Origin of the sequence: Rathayibacter sp. VKM Ac-2762 (assembly GCF_009866585.1) — a bacterium.
Lineage (GTDB): Bacteria > Actinomycetota > Actinomycetes > Actinomycetales > Microbacteriaceae > Rathayibacter.
In genome coordinates this window covers 949,205-964,786 of record NZ_CP047419.1, presented here as the reverse complement: position 1 = coordinate 964,786, position 15,582 = coordinate 949,205, and the positions used below count along the sequence as shown (strand labels likewise).

The following is a 15,582-nucleotide window of genomic DNA, read 5'->3' as shown; positions in this document are numbered from 1 at the left end:
CCGGGCCGTTCCGCTGGGACATCGCGTCTGCAGAAGGGCGGATCGACGGGGACGACCGTCAGCGCCCCGCGCGGCCGCGGCGCATCCGGTCACTCAGTGCAACCCAGAGAGGGGCCACGGTTATTCCCTCGTCCTCGGCCAGGCGGCGGCGGGTCCGGCGGCGCGCGACGACGAGTCCGACGACTCCGGCGCCGACCACCACGTACTGCACGCACCACGCCAGGCGGAAGTGCTCGAGCGAGTAGGTCTGCTCCGAGGAGGCGCCGGGACCGGCCAGTGCGTCGAGGATCAGGCCGATCGCGAACATCATCGTGAAGCTGGCCAGGAACCCGCCCACGTTGACGACTCCGTTCGCCGCGCCGAGGCTCCGCGAGGGGTTGAACGTGCGGGCGAAGTCGAACCCGATCATGGAGCCGGGGCCGCCCGCTCCGACGACGATCAGGAGCAGCACCACGAGCCAGTACGGCGGGACGCCCGGCCAGAGCAGCACGACGGTCCAGGCGACCGCCATCGCCGAGACGATCCCGAGCACGAGGTTGCTGCGGCGCATGGGGTGGCGGGCGGTCAGGACGCCGAGTACGGGCCCGACGACGATCCCCGCGATCACGACGATCGTGAGGGTCGGCGCTGCGACGGTCGGCGGCAGGCCGATCGCGTAGACGAGGAAGGGGTAGCCCCAGAGGAGCGTGAAGACCGTGCCGGAGGACTGCGTGACGAAGTGCGACCAGAAGCCGAGCTGCGTCCCCGGCCGGCGCAGGCTCACTCCGAGCTGCGCGATCGTCGCCCGGAGCGTCGGAGGCACCACCGTGATCGGCTCGGTGCGCGGCGGGACGTCGGCGACCAGGAGGAGCACGCCGAGGAAGGACACGGCCCCGAGGCCGGCGGCGCTGAGGAACGCGGGCTCCCAGCCGAACGTGTGGAGGATCGCCGCGAACGGGAGTGCGGAGAGGATCTGGCCCACCTGGCCGATGTTGCCGATCCACTGCGAGAGCTGCGGCACGATCGGTCCGCTGAACCAGGTCACCGTGAGGCGGATCACGGAGGTGAAGATCGCGGCGTCCCCGGCTCCCAACAGGATCCGCCCGACGATCGCGACGCCGATGCTCGGCGCGATCGCGACCACGACCTGGCCCGCCATCATCAGGGCCGTGCCCGAGAGGATCAGGGTCCGCGGGCCGAACCGGTCGATGAGGATCCCGACCGGGATCTGCATCCCGGCGTAGACGATCAGCTGGACGACGGCGAGCGACGAGAGGACGGCGGCCGCCACCCCGAACCGCTCCGCGGCGTCCACTCCTGCGACGCCCAGCGTCGTGCGGTCCAGGACCGCCACGAGGTAGGCGAACGCTCCGGCACCGAAGACGAACCAGGCTCGACGATCACGCACTCGTCCGATCCTACGGCCGCTCAGGAGGCGGTGGGCTCCTCGCCCGGGCGGCGGATCGCGAGGAACTTCTCGAGCTCGGCGGCGATCGCGTCGGCGCTGGGCACGAAGCCGTCCTCGTCGGTGAGCGGCGAGCGGAGGCTCGTCCCCTCCATGTAGGTGTCGTGCCGCGCCTCGAGGGCCGAGACCAGCTTCTGCAGCTCGTCGTTGCCGCCGACCTGCTCGTCGACCTTGCCGAGGAACTCCCGCCCGCTCTCGCGCAGGCGGTCCGTCGGGAAGATGAGGCCGGTCGACGCCGAGATGCTCTCGAGCGCCGCGACCGCCGCCTGCGGGTACTCGGTGTCCGACAGGTAGTGCGGGATGAGCAGCGCGAAGCCGACCACGGTCAGACCGCGCTCGTAGAGGCGCAGCTCGAGCAGGTGGAGGACGTTCGAGGGCACCTGCGTGTGCGGCTTCCAGACCGACATCGCCTCGATCAGGTCCTCGCGGTTCCCGCTCACGGTGACGCCGACGGGCCGGGTGTGCGGCACGGGCATCGGGATCGCCTGGACCCACGTGGTCGAGGCGACGTCGAGCCGCTCGAGGAGGGAGACCACCGCGCGGGTGAACCGCTCCCACTGGAAGTCGGGCTCGAAGCCGGTGAGCAGGAGGAACGGCTGGTGCAGCTCGTCGTGCGCGAGCGAGAGCCGGAGCATCGCAGGACGGTAGTCCGTCAGGTGGTCCTGGTCGAACGTGATGATGGGGCGGCGGGCCCGGTAGTCGAGCAGCTGATCCTGGTCGAAGACCGCGACCTCGCGGTGCTCGAGGGTCTCGAAGAGGTACTCCCCCAGCTGCCCCACCGCTCCCCCGGCGTCGGCCGAGCCGGTCAGGCCCGCGACGAGGTGCAGCCCGCGCGGGATCTCGGAGAGGTCGCCCTCGATCTCGAACAGGTCTTCCGGATCCAGCATGCGTCCAGTCTAAACGGGGGTCCCGGCGCCCCGGCCGGGTCCGCTGAGCCCTCAGCGAACAGCGCCTAGCATTGCCGCCATGCCCCTCTCCTCTCTCGAGTACTCGACCGTTCCCGCCTCCGACATCGACACCGACGCCCTCGTCCTCGGCGTCGCCCCGGGACCCGATGGTCCCCGGCTCGTCGGCGCGGAGGGCTTCGAGGAGCTGGCCCCCGCGCTGACCGCGCTCGGCGCGACCGGCGCCGCCGAGACGCTCGTGCGCGTGCCGTCCTCGGTCCGTGCCGGAGTGATCGTCCTCGTCGGACTCGGCTCGGCGGAGCCCGACGACACCGCGCTGCGGAACGCCGCGGGCGCCGCCGTCCGCCTGCTCGCGGGGTCCGCCTCCGTGGCCCTCTCCCTCCCCGCCGGCTCCGACGGCACGCTCGCCGCGGTCGCCGAGGGCGCCGCGCTCGGCTCCTACTCCTTCACCGCCTTCCGCGGCAGCACCGCCGCCGCGGCGAAGGCGCCCGTCGAGCACGTCGTCCTGCTGGGCGGCGGCGAGTCGGCCGACCCCGCCGTCCTGGACCGGGCGCTCGTGCTCGGCCGCGCGGTCGGCACGGTGAAGGACCTCGTCAACACTCCCCCGTCGCACCTCTACCCGCAGACGCTGGCCGAGGCCGTGCAGACCGGCGCAGAGGGACTGCCCCTCGAGGTCACCGTCTGGGACGAGGAGGCCCTCGCGGAGGAGGGTTTCGGCGGCATCCTCGGAGTCGGCAGCGGCTCCTCCCGCCCGCCCCGCCTCGTGAAGGTCGCCTACGCGCCCGAGGGCGCGAGCACCCACCTCGCCCTGGTCGGCAAGGGCATCACCTTCGACAGCGGCGGACTCTCGCTCAAGCCGCCGGCCTCGATGATCGGGATGAAGACCGACATGGCGGGCGCGGCGACCGTGTACGCCGTCGTGCGCGCCATCGCGGAGCTCGGCCTCCCGCTCCGCGCGACCGCCTGGCTCTGCATCGCCGAGAACCTCCCCTCCGGGACCGCGATCCGCCCGGACGACGTGCTCACCGTACGCGGCGGGACCACGGTGGAGGTGCTGAACACCGACGCCGAGGGCCGACTGGTGCTCGCCGACGGCCTCGTCGCCGCCAGCGAGGAGCAGCCCGATGCGATCATCGACGTCGCGACGCTGACCGGCGCCTCCGTGGTCGCCCTCGGCAACCGGACCGTCGGCGCTCTGGGCGACGACGAGCTGGTCTCCCGCGTCCTCGACGCCGCCCGCGCGGCGGGAGAGCCCTTCTGGCAGATGCCCCTCCCCGCGGAGCTGCGACCGCTGCTCAACTCGGACATCGCCGACATCGCGAACGTCAAGCCGGGCAACACCGCCGGCGGCATGCTCCTCGCCGGCCACTTCCTCCGCGAGTTCGTCGGGAAGCGCGGCGAGGGCGAGGACGCGACCACGATCCCGTGGGCGCACCTCGACATCGCCGGCCCCTCGAGCAACGGAGGCGGCGGCTACGGCTTCACCGGAGCCGGCGCCACGGGGGTCTCGGTGCGCGCGCTGATCGCTCTGGCCGAGGGCTTCGCGAGCGCGTAGTAGGGTCGACGGGGCGGGAGATCCCGCCTCGTCCCCCCTCCCGATCCGCTCGGCGCTCAGCGCCGGAGCCGGTCGGCCGGGAAGCGGGACCGCACGTCGCGAGGGAGTCACTGGGTGTCGGAAGAGCGCTACGACCTGGTCGTGCTCGGAGGTGGCAGCGGCGGGTACGCGGCGGCCCTCCGGGCGACGCAGCTCGGTATGAGCGTCGCGCTCGTGGAGCGCGACAAGCTCGGCGGCACCTGCCTGCACCGCGGGTGCGTGCCCACCAAGGCCCTGCTGCACGCCGCCGAGCTGGCGGACGGCGCCCGCGAGGGAGAGAAGTACGGCGTGCTCTCGAGCTTCACCGGGATCGACATGGCGGGCGTCACGCGCTACCGCGAAGGCGTCGTCGCAGGCAAGTACAAGGGGCTCCAGAGCCTCGTGTCCTCGCGCGGCATCACGGTCGTGACCGGCGACGGCCGCCTCACCGCGCCGGGCACCGTGACGGTCGGCGAGCACGTGCTCCACGGCGGGTCGGTCGTCGTCGCCACCGGGTCCGCCTCCCGCACCCTCCCCGGGATCGAGATCGGCGGCCGCATCCTGACGAGCGACCAGGCTCTCGAGCTCGACCACGTGCCCGCGAGCGTCGTCGTCCTCGGCGGCGGAGTGATCGGCGTCGAGTTCGCGAGCGTCTGGCGCTCGTTCGGCGCCGAGGTCACGATCGTCGAGGCCCTCCCCCACCTCGTCCCCAACGAGGACGAGAGCGTCAGCAAGCAGCTGGAGCGCGCCTTCCGCAAGCGGGGCATCGCCTTCCAGCTGGGATCCCGCGTCGCGTCGGTCTCGCAGAGCGAGGGCGGCGTCTCCGTGTCGCTCGAGAGCGGCGCAACGGTGGAGGGCGAGATCCTGCTGGTCGCCGTCGGCCGCGGCCCGGTGACCGCGGGCATCGGCCTCGAGGAGGCCGGGGTCCGCCTCGACCGCGGCTACGTGCTGACCGACGAGCGCCTGCAGACCTCCGTCCCCGGCGTGTACGCCGTGGGCGACATCGTGCCGGGGCTCCAGCTCGCGCACCGGAGCTTCCAGCAGGGGATCTTCGTCGCGGAGGAGATCGCCGGTCTGGGGCCGCAGGTCGTCAGGGACGTCAACGTCCCGAAAGTGACCTACAGCGACCCCGAAGTGGCCTCCGTCGGCCTCGGCGAGGCCCGCGCGATCGCCGAGTACGGCGCCGAGCGCGTCGCCGTGTACGACTACGGCCTCGGCGGCAACGCCCGGAGCACGATCATCGGGACCACCGGCTCCGTGAAGGTCGTGCGCCTGGTCGACGGCCCCGTCGTCGGCGTGCACATGGTCGGAGCCCGCGTCGGCGAGCTGATCGGCGAGGCTCAGCTCATCGTGAACTGGGAGGCGCACCCCGAGGACGTCGCGCCCCTCGTGCACGCGCACCCCACTCAGAACGAGGCGCTCGGCGAGGCGCACCTCGCTCTGGCCGGGAAGCCGCTGCACGCCCTGTAGAACCACTGCGGTGCGGCGACCCGCCGCTTCCGCATCAGTAAGCTGGACATCGAAACACAAGCGTCTTAAGGAGACAGGCTCATGAGCGAATCCGTCAGCCTCCCGGCACTCGGAGAGAGTGTCACGGAAGGAACGGTCACCCGCTGGCTGAAGAACGTCGGGGACCGCGTCGAGGTGGACGAGCCCCTGCTCGAGGTCTCGACCGACAAGGTCGACACCGAGATCCCGTCGCCCGTCGCGGGAGTGATCGAGGAGATCCTCGTCCAGGAGGACGAGACCGTCGAGGTCGGCGCCGAGCTGGTGCGCATCGGAGACGGCTCCGGAGCCGCGTCGGCGTCCGAGCCCGAGGCTCCCGCCGAGGAGGCCCCCGAGGTCCAGGCCGCCGAGACCGAGGCCACTGACGAGGCGACCCCGTCGGTGGACGCCGAGAGCGACGCCGAGGCTCCCGCCCCGGCCGAGCCCGAGCCCGCCCCGGCCGCCGAGAAGCCCGCCGCCCCCGAGGCCGCGGCTCCCGCTCCGTCGGCTCCCGCCCCGGCCGCCGCCGCGCCGGCCCCCGCTGCCGCCGCGCCCGCCGCCTCCCCGGAGCCCACCGACTCCAACCCCGGCTACGTCACCCCGCTCGTGCGCAAGCTCGCCGGCGAGAACGGCATCGACCTCTCCACCCTCACGGGAACCGGAGTCGGCGGCCGCATCCGCAAGCAGGACGTCCTCGACGCGGTCGAGGCCGCCAAGTCGGCTCCGGCCGCCCCGGTCTCGGCGCCCGCCGCCGCAGCCGCCAAGGCCGCGCGCACCCCGCTCGAGACGTCGCCCCTCCGCGGCACCACGCAGCCGATGTCGCGCCTGCGCAAGGTCCTCGCGCAGCGCGCCGTCGAGTCGATGCAGACGAGCGCCCAGCTCACCTCGGTCATCGAGGTCGACGTCACGGCGGTCGCCCGCTTCCGCGACTCGGTCAAGAAGAGCTTCCAGGAGAAGACCGGCGCCAAGCTGTCCTTCCTCCCGTTCTTCGCCCTCGCGGCGGCCGAGGCGCTCAAGGCCTACCCGGTGATCAACTCGACCCTCGACGGCGAGTCGATCGTCTACCCGGACCACGAGAACATCAGCATCGCCGTCGACACCGAGCGCGGCCTGCTGACCCCGGTCCTCAAGAACGCGTCCGAGCTGAACCTCGCGCAGATCGCCTCCACCATCGGAGACCTGGCCGAGCGCACCCGCAACAACAAGCTGAAGCCCGACGAGCTCGCCGGCGGCACCTTCACGCTGACCAACACCGGTTCACGCGGGGCCCTGTTCGACACTCCCGTCGTGTTCCTGCCGCAGACCGCGATCCTCGGCACCGGCATCGTCACCAAGAAGCCGGCCGTCGTGCAGGTGGACGGTGCTGACGCCATCGCGATCCGCTCGACCGTCTTCCTCGCGCTCTCGTACGACCACCGCACGGTCGACGGAGCCGACGCGGCGCGCTTCCTGGTCGCGATCAAGGAGCGCCTCGAGGAGGGCTCGTTCGAGAACGACCTCGGCATCTGAGGCGCTCCCCCTGAGCGCGCCTCTCACGAGGCCGCTCCGGTGTAGACGTCGCGGATGAGCCAGCCGGCCTCCGTCCTGATGATCAGGACGGAGGCCGCTGTCGTCCCCGGGGCCGTCCTGAGGTGCACGACCGCCGATGCCCCGTTCACGTCGACGAGGACGGCCGACGCCTCCCCCGTCGCCGGGACAGCGGAGGCGGGGCCGTCCGCTTCGTCGCCGAGCGGCGAGTCCGCCGTGACCAGCCCGCGGGCGCACTCCCTGTCCCCGCACGCGCGCACCGCGTCGATCAGCACCTCCGCCGCCTGCTCGGCGTCGAGCGCGGCCGCCGCGACCGGAGCGGGCGGTGCCGCGGTCGCCACCGCCGGCGGAGTCGACCGAGCCGGAACGGGCGCGGCTGCGGTCGACGCCTCCGCATCCTGCACCTGCCGACCGGGCCCGCCCGCGAGCGATCCGGCGAGCACCGCTCCCAGCACGATCGCCGTCCCGACGGAGAGCGGTCCCCGACGCCGGACGACGAACGCCCGGAGGCGGTCCTGCCAGCCGTCGAGCGGATGGACCCGCCGGTGCCGGGCAGCCGGAGCAGGCACCGCCTCCCGACCCCGTGCACCCGCGCCGGACGTCGGCAGCGCCCGCACCGCCTCGCCTATCCCCTGCGGATCAGCGAGTCCGTAGAGGTTGCCCTCCAGCGCCAGCAGGTCGCGGTGCCGCACGAGGGCGGCGACCGGCAGCTCCGGGCAGAGCCTCCCGAGGCGCTCCAGAACCTGCTGCAGCGCGTCGCGCGCCGCACGCGGGGTGTCGACGGCGGGCGTCGTCAGCAGCAGCAGGGGCCGACCCTCCTCCGTCAGGCCGATGTCGTCCGTCGTCGGAGCCAGCCATGCTCCCTCGAGGGCGGCCGAGCGGACCGCGCCCACCACGGGGGCGAGGAGGGTGACCGCGGCGCCGAGTCCGATCCCCCGCTCGACCCGCAGGAACCTCTCGAGCGTGGCGACGACGGGAGGGGCGGTCGAGACGATGCACCTCCTCGGAGACGACTCCACCCGGACGATGCGCTCGCGGTGGCGGTGCTCGGCGAGCCGAGCCACCGGCGACGCCTGCAGCGCCTCGGCCTCCCGCGGCCGCATCGTCCGCTCGGCCGGCGGTGCGGCGTCCGGCGCAGGCGTCCGCCGCCTCCCCGTCCGCACTCCGCCGATCCTCCGACCCTGGACCGTCCCGCTGCTCGTCATGAGGCGAGCCTGACCGCACGTCGAGGCGGAGGACGCCCACCGATCCCGATCGGTGGACGGATCGGCGCACGTGCCCTCTGTGGAGGAGCCGGATCCGCGTCCGGGGTCCGCCGCCGCGCTCCTGCTCGGTATCCTTGACGTCATGGCACGCAGCACGGAACCGTCGACGAAGGCGGTCAAGGAACCCGGACGTCTCAAGCAGATGTGGCAGGTGTTCCAGATGACCCGCCGCTACGACAGCAGCGCCGTCTGGATCATCCTCCTCGCGCTCCTGCTCCCGATCCTGCTCGGCGTGCTCCTCGGCATCCTCCTCGGCAACGGCAACGGCTTCGTGATCGCGCTGTGGATCATCGTGGGCGTGATGGCCGGCCTGGTCGCCGGACTCGCCGTGCTCTCGCGTCGCGCCGAGCGCGCCGCCTACGGGCAGATCGCCGGGCAGCCCGGCGCGGTCGGCGCCGTCCTGCGAAGCGGACTGCGCGGCACCTGGACCGGCGGGGAGATGCCCGTCGCCGTCAACGGCAAGACCCAGGACGCCGTCTACCGCGCGGTCGGCCGCGGAGGCGTCGTGCTGATCGCGGAGGGCCCCGCCTCCCGGACCAAGCGCATGCTCGAGGACGAGCGGCGCAAGGTGTCGCGGATCCTGCCGAACGTCCCCGTCACCTTCGTGCACGTCGGCTCCGACGCCGATGCGACTCCGCTGCACAAGGTGCCGAGCCGCCTCTCGAAGACGAAGAAGGTCCTCACCAAGGCCGAGGTCCTCGCGGTGAAGAACCGGCTCTCCTCGCTCAACACGTCGCTGCCCATCCCGAAGGGCGTCGACCCCTTCAAGGTGCGCCCTCAGCGATCGCGCTGACGCACGACGCGACAGGCCGGTCGGGATATCTCCCGGCCGGCCTGCTTCGTCTGCGGCGCGAGTCAGTAGCGGACGAGAACCGTCCCGGCCACCTTGTCGTGGAAGCCGCGCTGGTCCGAGTCCCAGACGAGCGCCGGCACCAGCACGGCCAGCAGCACAGAGCGCACGATCGGGCGCCACACGCCGACCCAGCCCCCGCCGAGACGGATGACGCGCATCCCGAGCAGGCGGTGCCCGATGCTGCCGCCGATGGTGGGGATGAAGACGACCTGCAGCAGGACGAACAGCAGCAGGCTCGCCCAGCGGTCGTAGTCGAAGAACGCGAGCGACAGCAGAGCGGCGACGGCGAAGTCGACGGCCAGGGCGGCGATGCGGCGGCCGGACCGTCCGACCGAGAGGCGGCCCTCTCGGGGGAGGCCGAGACGCTCCCCCGGGTACGAGCTCGGGGCGGCGTCGGCGAAGGTCCTGCGGTCGGCGGCTGGCATCCTCCGATCCTATCCGCGGCGTCTAGGAGCGGACCGAGGAGCGGGTGGTCCGGCAGTCGACGTGGAGCCCGACCCCGGACCTGCCCCGTAACATGTCGGAAACAACAGGGACACGGTGGGGAAACCCCCCGTCACTACCCTGGAACGGCTGCGCTCTGCAGCACCCCGTTACGCCATTGGAGACCTTTGCATGTTTAAAGATTCTTCCGAGGTGCTCTCGTTCATCAAGGACACGGACGTCAAGTTCCTCGACATCCGGTTCACCGATCTCCCCGGTGTCCAGCAGCACTTCAACATCCCCGCCTCGACTGTCGATGAGGAGTTCTTCTCCGTCGGTCAGCTCTTCGACGGGTCCTCGATCCGCGGATTCGCGAACATCCACGAATCGGACATGCAGCTGATCCCTGACGTGACCACCGCCTACGTGGACCCGTTCCGCGTCGAGCGCACGCTGATCCTCGTCTTCGACATCTACAACCCGCGCAACGGGGAGATCTACTCCAAGGACCCGCGTCAGGTCGCGAAGAAGGCCGAGAAGTACCTCGCGTCGACCGGCATCGCCGACACCGCGTTCTTCGCCCCCGAGGCGGAGTTCTACATCTTCGACGACGTCCGCTACGAGATCACGCAGAACTCCGCGTTCCACTCCGTCGACTCGGTCGAGGGCGCCTGGAACTCGGGACGCGTCGAGGAGGGCGGCAACCTCGGCAACAAGACGCCCTACAAGGGCGGCTACTTCCCGGTGAGCCCCGTTGACAAGCAGGCCGACCTCCGCGACGACATCTGCCTCAAGCTGATCGACGCCGGCCTCATCCTCGAGCGCTCGCACCACGAGGTGGGCACCGGCGGCCAGGCCGAGATCAACTACCGCTTCGACACGATGGTCCACGCGGCGGACGACATCCTGAAGTTCAAGTACATCGTCAAGAACACGGCCGAGCAGTGGGGCAAGACCGCCACGTTCATGCCGAAGCCGCTCTTCGGCGACAACGGCTCGGGCATGCACACCCACCAGTCGCTGTGGAACGACGGCACGCCGCTCTTCTACGACGAGAACGGCTACGGCGGTCTCTCGGACCTCGCGCGCTGGTACATCGGCGGCCTGCTCAAGCACGCCCCCGCCGTCCTCGCGTTCACGAACCCGACGGTCAACTCGTACCACCGCCTGATCCCGGGCTTCGAGGCGCCGGTCAACCTGGTCTACTCGGCCGGCAACCGCTCCGCGTCGATCCGCATCCCGATCACGGGCACGAACCCGAAGGCCAAGCGCATCGAGTTCCGTGCGCCTGACGCCTCCGGCAACCCGTACCTCGCGTTCGCCGCCCAGCTGATGGCGGGCCTCGACGGCATCAAGAACCGCATCGAGCCGCACGAGCCGGTCGACAAGGACCTCTACGAGCTGCCCCCCGAGGAGGCGAAGCTCATCCCGCAGGTCCCTGCGACCCTGGGCGAGGCGCTCGACGCCCTCGAGGCCGACCACGACTTCCTCCTCCAGGGCGGCGTGTTCACTCAGGAGCTCATCGACACCTGGATCGAGTACAAGCGCGAGAAGGAGATCAAGCCCCTCGCGCAGCGTCCTCACCCGTTCGAGTTCGAGCTGTACTACGGGGTCTGATCCGGCAGCACTGCCGAAGGGCCGTTCCTCCTCGGAGGGGCGGCCCTTCGCCGTCCCCGGCGCGCGTGCGTCAGCGGTAGGAGGGAGCGTCTCCCGCGGCCGGCCCGTAGAACAGGCGCTCGAAGACCGCGCGGGAGCGGCGGGTCACGCCGAGGTAGTCGTCCTCGAGCGCCGTCGCGGACCCGGCCGGGTACTCGAGCAGGCGTGCGACGCCCTCGAGCTGACGGCGATCGGTCGGGAGGACGTCGCTGGTTCGGTTGCCCCAGAGCGTGGTGCCCGAGCGGACACGGGACGCGAGGATCCACGCGGCGCGCAGCCGCTCCGCGTCCTGCGGGCCGACCATGCCCTCCTCCTCCGCGACCGCGAGGGCGGTGAGGGTCGAGGTGGTCCGCAGCGCCGGGGTCCGCCGCGCGTGCTGCAGCTGGAGGAGCTGCACCAGCCACTCGACGTCGCTCAGCGATCCGCGGCCGAGCTTGAGGTGACGGCGCGGGTCGGCTCCCTGCGGCAGACGCTCGCTCTCGACCCGTGCCTTGATCCGCTTCACCTCGCGGATGTCGCGGTCGGAGACCGCTCCCGGGAAGCGGACCCCGTCGGCCAGCTCCTCGAAGTCCTCGATGAGCGCCTGGTCCCCCGCCACTCCCCGCGCCCGGAGCAGCGCCTGAGCCTCCCAGGTCAGCGACCAGCGGGCGTAGTAGGCGCGGTAGGAGTCGAGGGAGCGCACGAGGGGCCCGTTCTTGCCCTCGGGCCGCAGGTCGGCGTCGAGGTCGAGCGGCAGGCGGGAGTCCTCCGTGAGCCGGACCAGCTCGGCGACGACGAACTGCGAGTAGAGCTGTGCCTGGTGCGGCTCGGCGGTTCCGGGGCGCTGGACGTACATCACGTCGGCGTCGGAGCCGAAGCCCAGCTCCGCTCCCCCGTACCGGCCCATGCCGATGATCGCGAACTCCGCGTCGGCGCCGGGCCGGGTCGCACTGCCGCGCCGGATGGCGGCGAGCACGCCGCCCAGCAGTGCGCTGATGATGTCGGTGAGGCTGGTCGCGATCTCCTCGATCGAGCTGAGACCGAGCACGCCCCCCATGGCGGTCCGCAGCACCTCGCGCCGGCGCATCGAGCGGAGGACCGAGGCGACCGCGTCGGGCGTCTCGTGCCGGGCGAGCACGGCGCGCACCTCCTCGGCGAGCTGGGCGGCGCTGCGGGGGCGGAGGGCGTCGTCGTCCTCGAGCCAGGCCGCCGACTCCGGGATGCGGTCGAGCAGCTCGCCGACGAAGCGCGATCCGGAGAGCACCGTGGTGAGCCGCTTGGCGGCTCCGGACGAGTCGCGCAGCATCCGGAGGAACCAGGGCGTCCCGCCCAGTGCGTCGCTGAGGCGCCGGAACGCGAGCAGGCCGTAGTCGGGGTCCGGTCCGTCGGCGAACCACTGCAGCATCACCGGCACGAGGTGGCGCTGGATGCTCGCGCGGCGCGAGACGCCCGAGGTCATCGCGGCGATGTGGCCGAGCGCACCGCGGGCGTCCGCGAAGCCGATGGCGGCGAGGCGCGCCTCCGCCTGGCCGGTGGACAGCTCGGCGCCGCCGTCGGAGAGCGCGGCGACCGCGGAGAGCAGCGGACGGTAGAACAGGCGCTCGTGCAGGCCCCGGACGCGGTGCTTGATCCCGTTCCAGACGCTCAGCAGCTCCTCCGCCGTGCGGGCGAGCCCGCTGGAGCGGGCGAGGGTCCGCAGCTCGTGCTCGTCCCGCGGCATCAGGTGCGTGCGTCGCAGGCGCCGCAGCTGGAGGCGGTGCTCGAGCAGCCGGAGTGCTCGGTAGTCCTGCGCGAACTCCTCCGCGGCGGAGCGGCCGATGTACCCGCGGTCGGCGAGGGCGCCCAGGGCGAGCAGAGTCCCGGGCATGCGGATCTCGTCGTCGGTCTGCCCGTGGACGAGCTGGAGCAGCTGCACCGTGAACTCGATGTCGCGTAGGCCGCCAGGGCCGAGCTTGATCTGGTAGTGGACGTCGTTCTGCGGGATGTTCTCGGTGACCCGCTCCCGCATCCGCTGCACCGACTCGACGAAGTTCTCGCGGGAGGCGCTCGACCAGACCTTGGGCGCGACCGCGTCGACGTACGCCCGCCCCAGCTCCTGGTCGCCGGCGAGCGGACGCGCCTTGAGCAGCGCCTGGAACTCCCAGCTCTTCGCCCACCGGTCGTAATAGGTGATGTGCGACTCGAGGGTGCGCACGAGCGCGCCCTGCTTGCCCTCCGGGCGCAGGTTCGGGTCGACCTCCCAGAGCTCCGGCTCCATCGCCAGCGCAGAGGTCCCGCGCATGAGGAGCACGGCGAGCCGGGTGGCGACGTCGATCGCACGGGCGTTCGTCAGCTCCTTCTCCGGGTCGCCCTCGGCGACGAAGATCACGTCGACGTCGCTGACGTAGTTGAGCTCGGACGCTCCCGCCTTGCCCATGCCGATGACGGCGAAGCGGGTGGCGGCGACCTCGTCGCGGCCGAAGCGGCCCGGGCCCGTGCCCTCGACCAGCTCGGTCCGCGCCACGGCGAGGGACGCCTCCAGCGCGGCTCCGGCGAGGTCGGCCAGCGCCCTCGTCACCCGGTCGATCGCCGCGACGGGGTCGGCCTGGCTCAGGTCGTGGACGACGATCCTGGTGAGGAGGCGGCGGTACCGCACGCGCAGCGCCGTCCAGCCCGCCTCCTCCCGGAGCGACGAGAAGCCGTCGACGGCGCCGACCGACTCGAGCAGCTCGGCCTTCATCTCGGCGCGCCCAGGGAGCGTGCGCACCGGCTCGAGCACGCTGGCCAGCTCGTCGGGCCGGCGCTGGAGGAAATCGGCGAGGCCGGAGGAGGCTCCCACCACCAGAAGCAGCCGGGTCAGGGCCTCGTCGTCGGCGAGGACCGCGTCCATCCGGTCGCGGTGCCGCCGCAGCAGGTCGATCAGAGCGAGCAGCGCCTCGTCCGGGTCCGCCACCCGGGCGAAGGAGGGCAGCACCGACTCGAGCTGCCGCCCGGCCAGCTCCTCCGCCTCGGCCAGCCGCGCCCCGGTCTCGCCGAGCGCGGCGAAGCCGAGGCGTGCGACATCGCGGAGGGAGCGTTCGCGGGGCATGGCCGAGGCGTCAGAGCATCTCGAGATTGCTGCGCAGCTCGTACGGCGTGACCTGGGCGCGGTACTCGGCCCAGTCCTTCCGCTTGTTGAGCAGCACGAAGTTGAACACCTGCTCGCCCAGCGTCTCGGCCACGAGCTCGGACTCCTCCATCAGCGAGATGGCGCGGTCGAGGCTGGCGGGCAAGGCGCCGTAGCCGAGCGCCCGGCGCTCCGCGTCCGACAGGGCCCACACGTTGTCCTCGGCCTCGGCCGGGAGCTCGTAGCCCTCCTCGATGCCCTTCAGCCCGGCTGCCAGGAGCAGCGAGTACGCCAGGTAGGGGTTCGCCGCGGAGTCCAGCGCCCGGTACTCGATGCGCGACGACTGCCCCTTGTTGGGCTTGTAGAGCGGAACGCGCACGAGGGCGGACCGGTTGTTGTGGCCCCACGAGACGTAGCTGGGCGCCTCGTCGCCGCCCCAGAGCCGCTTGTAGGAGTTGACGAACTGGTTCGTCACGGCGGTGATCTCGGGGGCGTGCTTGAGCAGGCCCGCGATGAACTGACGGCCGAGCTTCGAGAGCTGGTACTGGGCGCCCTGCTCATAGAACACGTTCACGTCGCCCTCGAAGAGCGAGAGATGCGTGTGCATGCCCGAGCCGGGGTGCCCGGAGAGCGGCTTCGGCATGAACGTCGCGTAGACGCCCTGCTCGATCGCCACCTCCTTGATCACGGTGCGGAAGGTCATGATGTTGTCGGCCGTGGTGAGCGCGTCCGCGTAGCGGAGGTCGATCTCGTTCTGGCCGGGGCCCGCCTCGTGGTGGCTGAACTCGACCGAGATGCCCAGATCCTCCAGCATGCGCACGGAGCGGCGGCGGAAGTCGTGCGCCGTGCCTCCGGGGACGTTGTCGAAGTACCCGGCGGAGTCGACCGGCTCCGGACCCTCGGCGCCGAAGGACGACGACTTGAGGAGGTAGAACTCGATCTCGGGGTGCGTGTAGAAGGTGAACCCGCGCTCGGCCGCCTTCGCCAGCGTGCGCTTGAGCACGTTGCGCGGGTCGGCGACGGCGGGCTGGCCGTCCGGCGTGGTGATGTCGCAGAACATCCGCGCCGTCGGGTCGATCTCTCCGCGCCACGGGAGGATCTGGAAGGTCGACGGGTCCGGATGCGCGAGGACGTCGGCCTCGAAGGAGCGGGTGAGGCCCTCGATGGCGGAGCCGTCGAAGCCGAGCCCCTCAGCGAACGCGCCCTCCACCTCGGCCGGCGCGATCGCGACCGACTTCAGCGTGCCGACGACGTCGGTGAACCAGAGGCGAACGAATTTGATCCCTCGCTCTTCAATGGTGCGAAGAACGAAGTCCCGTTGCTTGTCCATCCAGACCCCTCCTGTTTCGACCCTCAGGCTACTGCCTCCGACCGGGGCCCGCGGGGC

The 15,582-nt window shown here is 71.8% G+C and carries 11 protein-coding genes; 5 read left to right on the top strand and 6 right to left on the bottom strand.

Annotated elements, in window-relative coordinates:
• Positions 1-58 precede the first annotated feature (58 nt).
• Both GTU71_RS04610 and GTU71_RS04605 read right to left on the bottom strand, forming a co-directional pair.
• Positions 59-1,387 (bottom strand): MFS transporter, encoded by a 1,329-nt coding sequence (locus tag GTU71_RS04610; protein ID WP_104255036.1) that lies wholly within the window; start codon positions 1,385-1,387, stop codon positions 59-61.
• Between the two features lie 20 nt (positions 1,388-1,407).
• Entirely contained in the window at positions 1,408-2,331 is a 924-nt protein-coding gene (locus tag GTU71_RS04605) for a PAC2 family protein (protein ID WP_104238748.1), read from the bottom strand.
• 79 nt (positions 2,332-2,410) lie between these two features.
• On the opposite strand from GTU71_RS04605, the gene GTU71_RS04600 reads away from it, so the two are divergent.
• The 3 genes from GTU71_RS04600 (at position 2,411) to sucB (ending at position 6,916) form a co-directional block, all read left to right on the top strand.
• On the top strand, positions 2,411-3,904 hold the full coding sequence (locus tag GTU71_RS04600) for a leucyl aminopeptidase (protein ID WP_104283619.1): 1,494 nt from the start codon (positions 2,411-2,413) through the stop codon (positions 3,902-3,904).
• A gap of 114 nt (positions 3,905-4,018) precedes the next feature.
• Positions 4,019-5,392 (top strand): dihydrolipoyl dehydrogenase, encoded by a 1,374-nt coding sequence (gene lpdA / locus GTU71_RS04595; protein WP_159939389.1) that lies wholly within the window; start codon positions 4,019-4,021, stop codon positions 5,390-5,392.
• An 81-nt stretch (positions 5,393-5,473) separates the two neighbouring features.
• A complete protein-coding gene (sucB, locus tag GTU71_RS04590) occupies positions 5,474-6,916 on the top strand; it encodes a 2-oxoglutarate dehydrogenase, E2 component, dihydrolipoamide succinyltransferase (protein ID WP_104325722.1) in 1,443 nt (480 codons plus the stop codon).
• Between the two features lie 23 nt (positions 6,917-6,939).
• On the opposite strand, the gene GTU71_RS04585 is transcribed toward sucB, so the two are convergent.
• Positions 6,940-8,139, bottom strand: a complete 1,200-nt coding sequence (locus GTU71_RS04585; RefSeq protein WP_159939388.1) for a hypothetical protein — start codon at positions 8,137-8,139, stop codon at positions 6,940-6,942.
• A gap of 142 nt (positions 8,140-8,281) precedes the next feature.
• Between GTU71_RS04585 and GTU71_RS04580 the strand changes: the two genes are divergently transcribed.
• On the top strand, positions 8,282-8,992 hold the full coding sequence (locus GTU71_RS04580) for a DUF4191 domain-containing protein (protein WP_104223728.1): 711 nt from the start codon (positions 8,282-8,284) through the stop codon (positions 8,990-8,992).
• Between the two features lie 62 nt (positions 8,993-9,054).
• On the opposite strand, the gene GTU71_RS04575 is transcribed toward GTU71_RS04580, so the two are convergent.
• A complete protein-coding gene (locus GTU71_RS04575) occupies positions 9,055-9,477 on the bottom strand; it encodes an RDD family protein (RefSeq protein WP_104223667.1) in 423 nt (140 codons plus the stop codon).
• 190 nt (positions 9,478-9,667) lie between these two features.
• On the opposite strand from GTU71_RS04575, the gene glnA reads away from it, so the two are divergent.
• Complete coding sequence (glnA, locus tag GTU71_RS04570) at positions 9,668-11,092, top strand: type I glutamate--ammonia ligase (protein WP_104223668.1); 1,425 nt, start codon at positions 9,668-9,670, stop codon at positions 11,090-11,092.
• A 70-nt stretch (positions 11,093-11,162) separates the two neighbouring features.
• Here glnA and GTU71_RS04565 read toward each other — a convergent pair whose 3' ends face one another.
• Together GTU71_RS04565 and GTU71_RS04560 are read right to left on the bottom strand one after the other, a co-directional pair.
• Positions 11,163-14,177, bottom strand: coding sequence for a bifunctional [glutamine synthetase] adenylyltransferase/[glutamine synthetase]-adenylyl-L-tyrosine phosphorylase (locus tag GTU71_RS04565; protein WP_159939387.1), 3,015 nt, complete (start codon positions 14,175-14,177; stop codon positions 11,163-11,165).
• 10 nt (positions 14,178-14,187) lie between these two features.
• Complete coding sequence (locus GTU71_RS04560; RefSeq protein WP_068253236.1) at positions 14,188-15,525, bottom strand: glutamine synthetase family protein; 1,338 nt, start codon at positions 15,523-15,525, stop codon at positions 14,188-14,190.
• Positions 15,526-15,582: the final 57 nt, after the last annotated feature.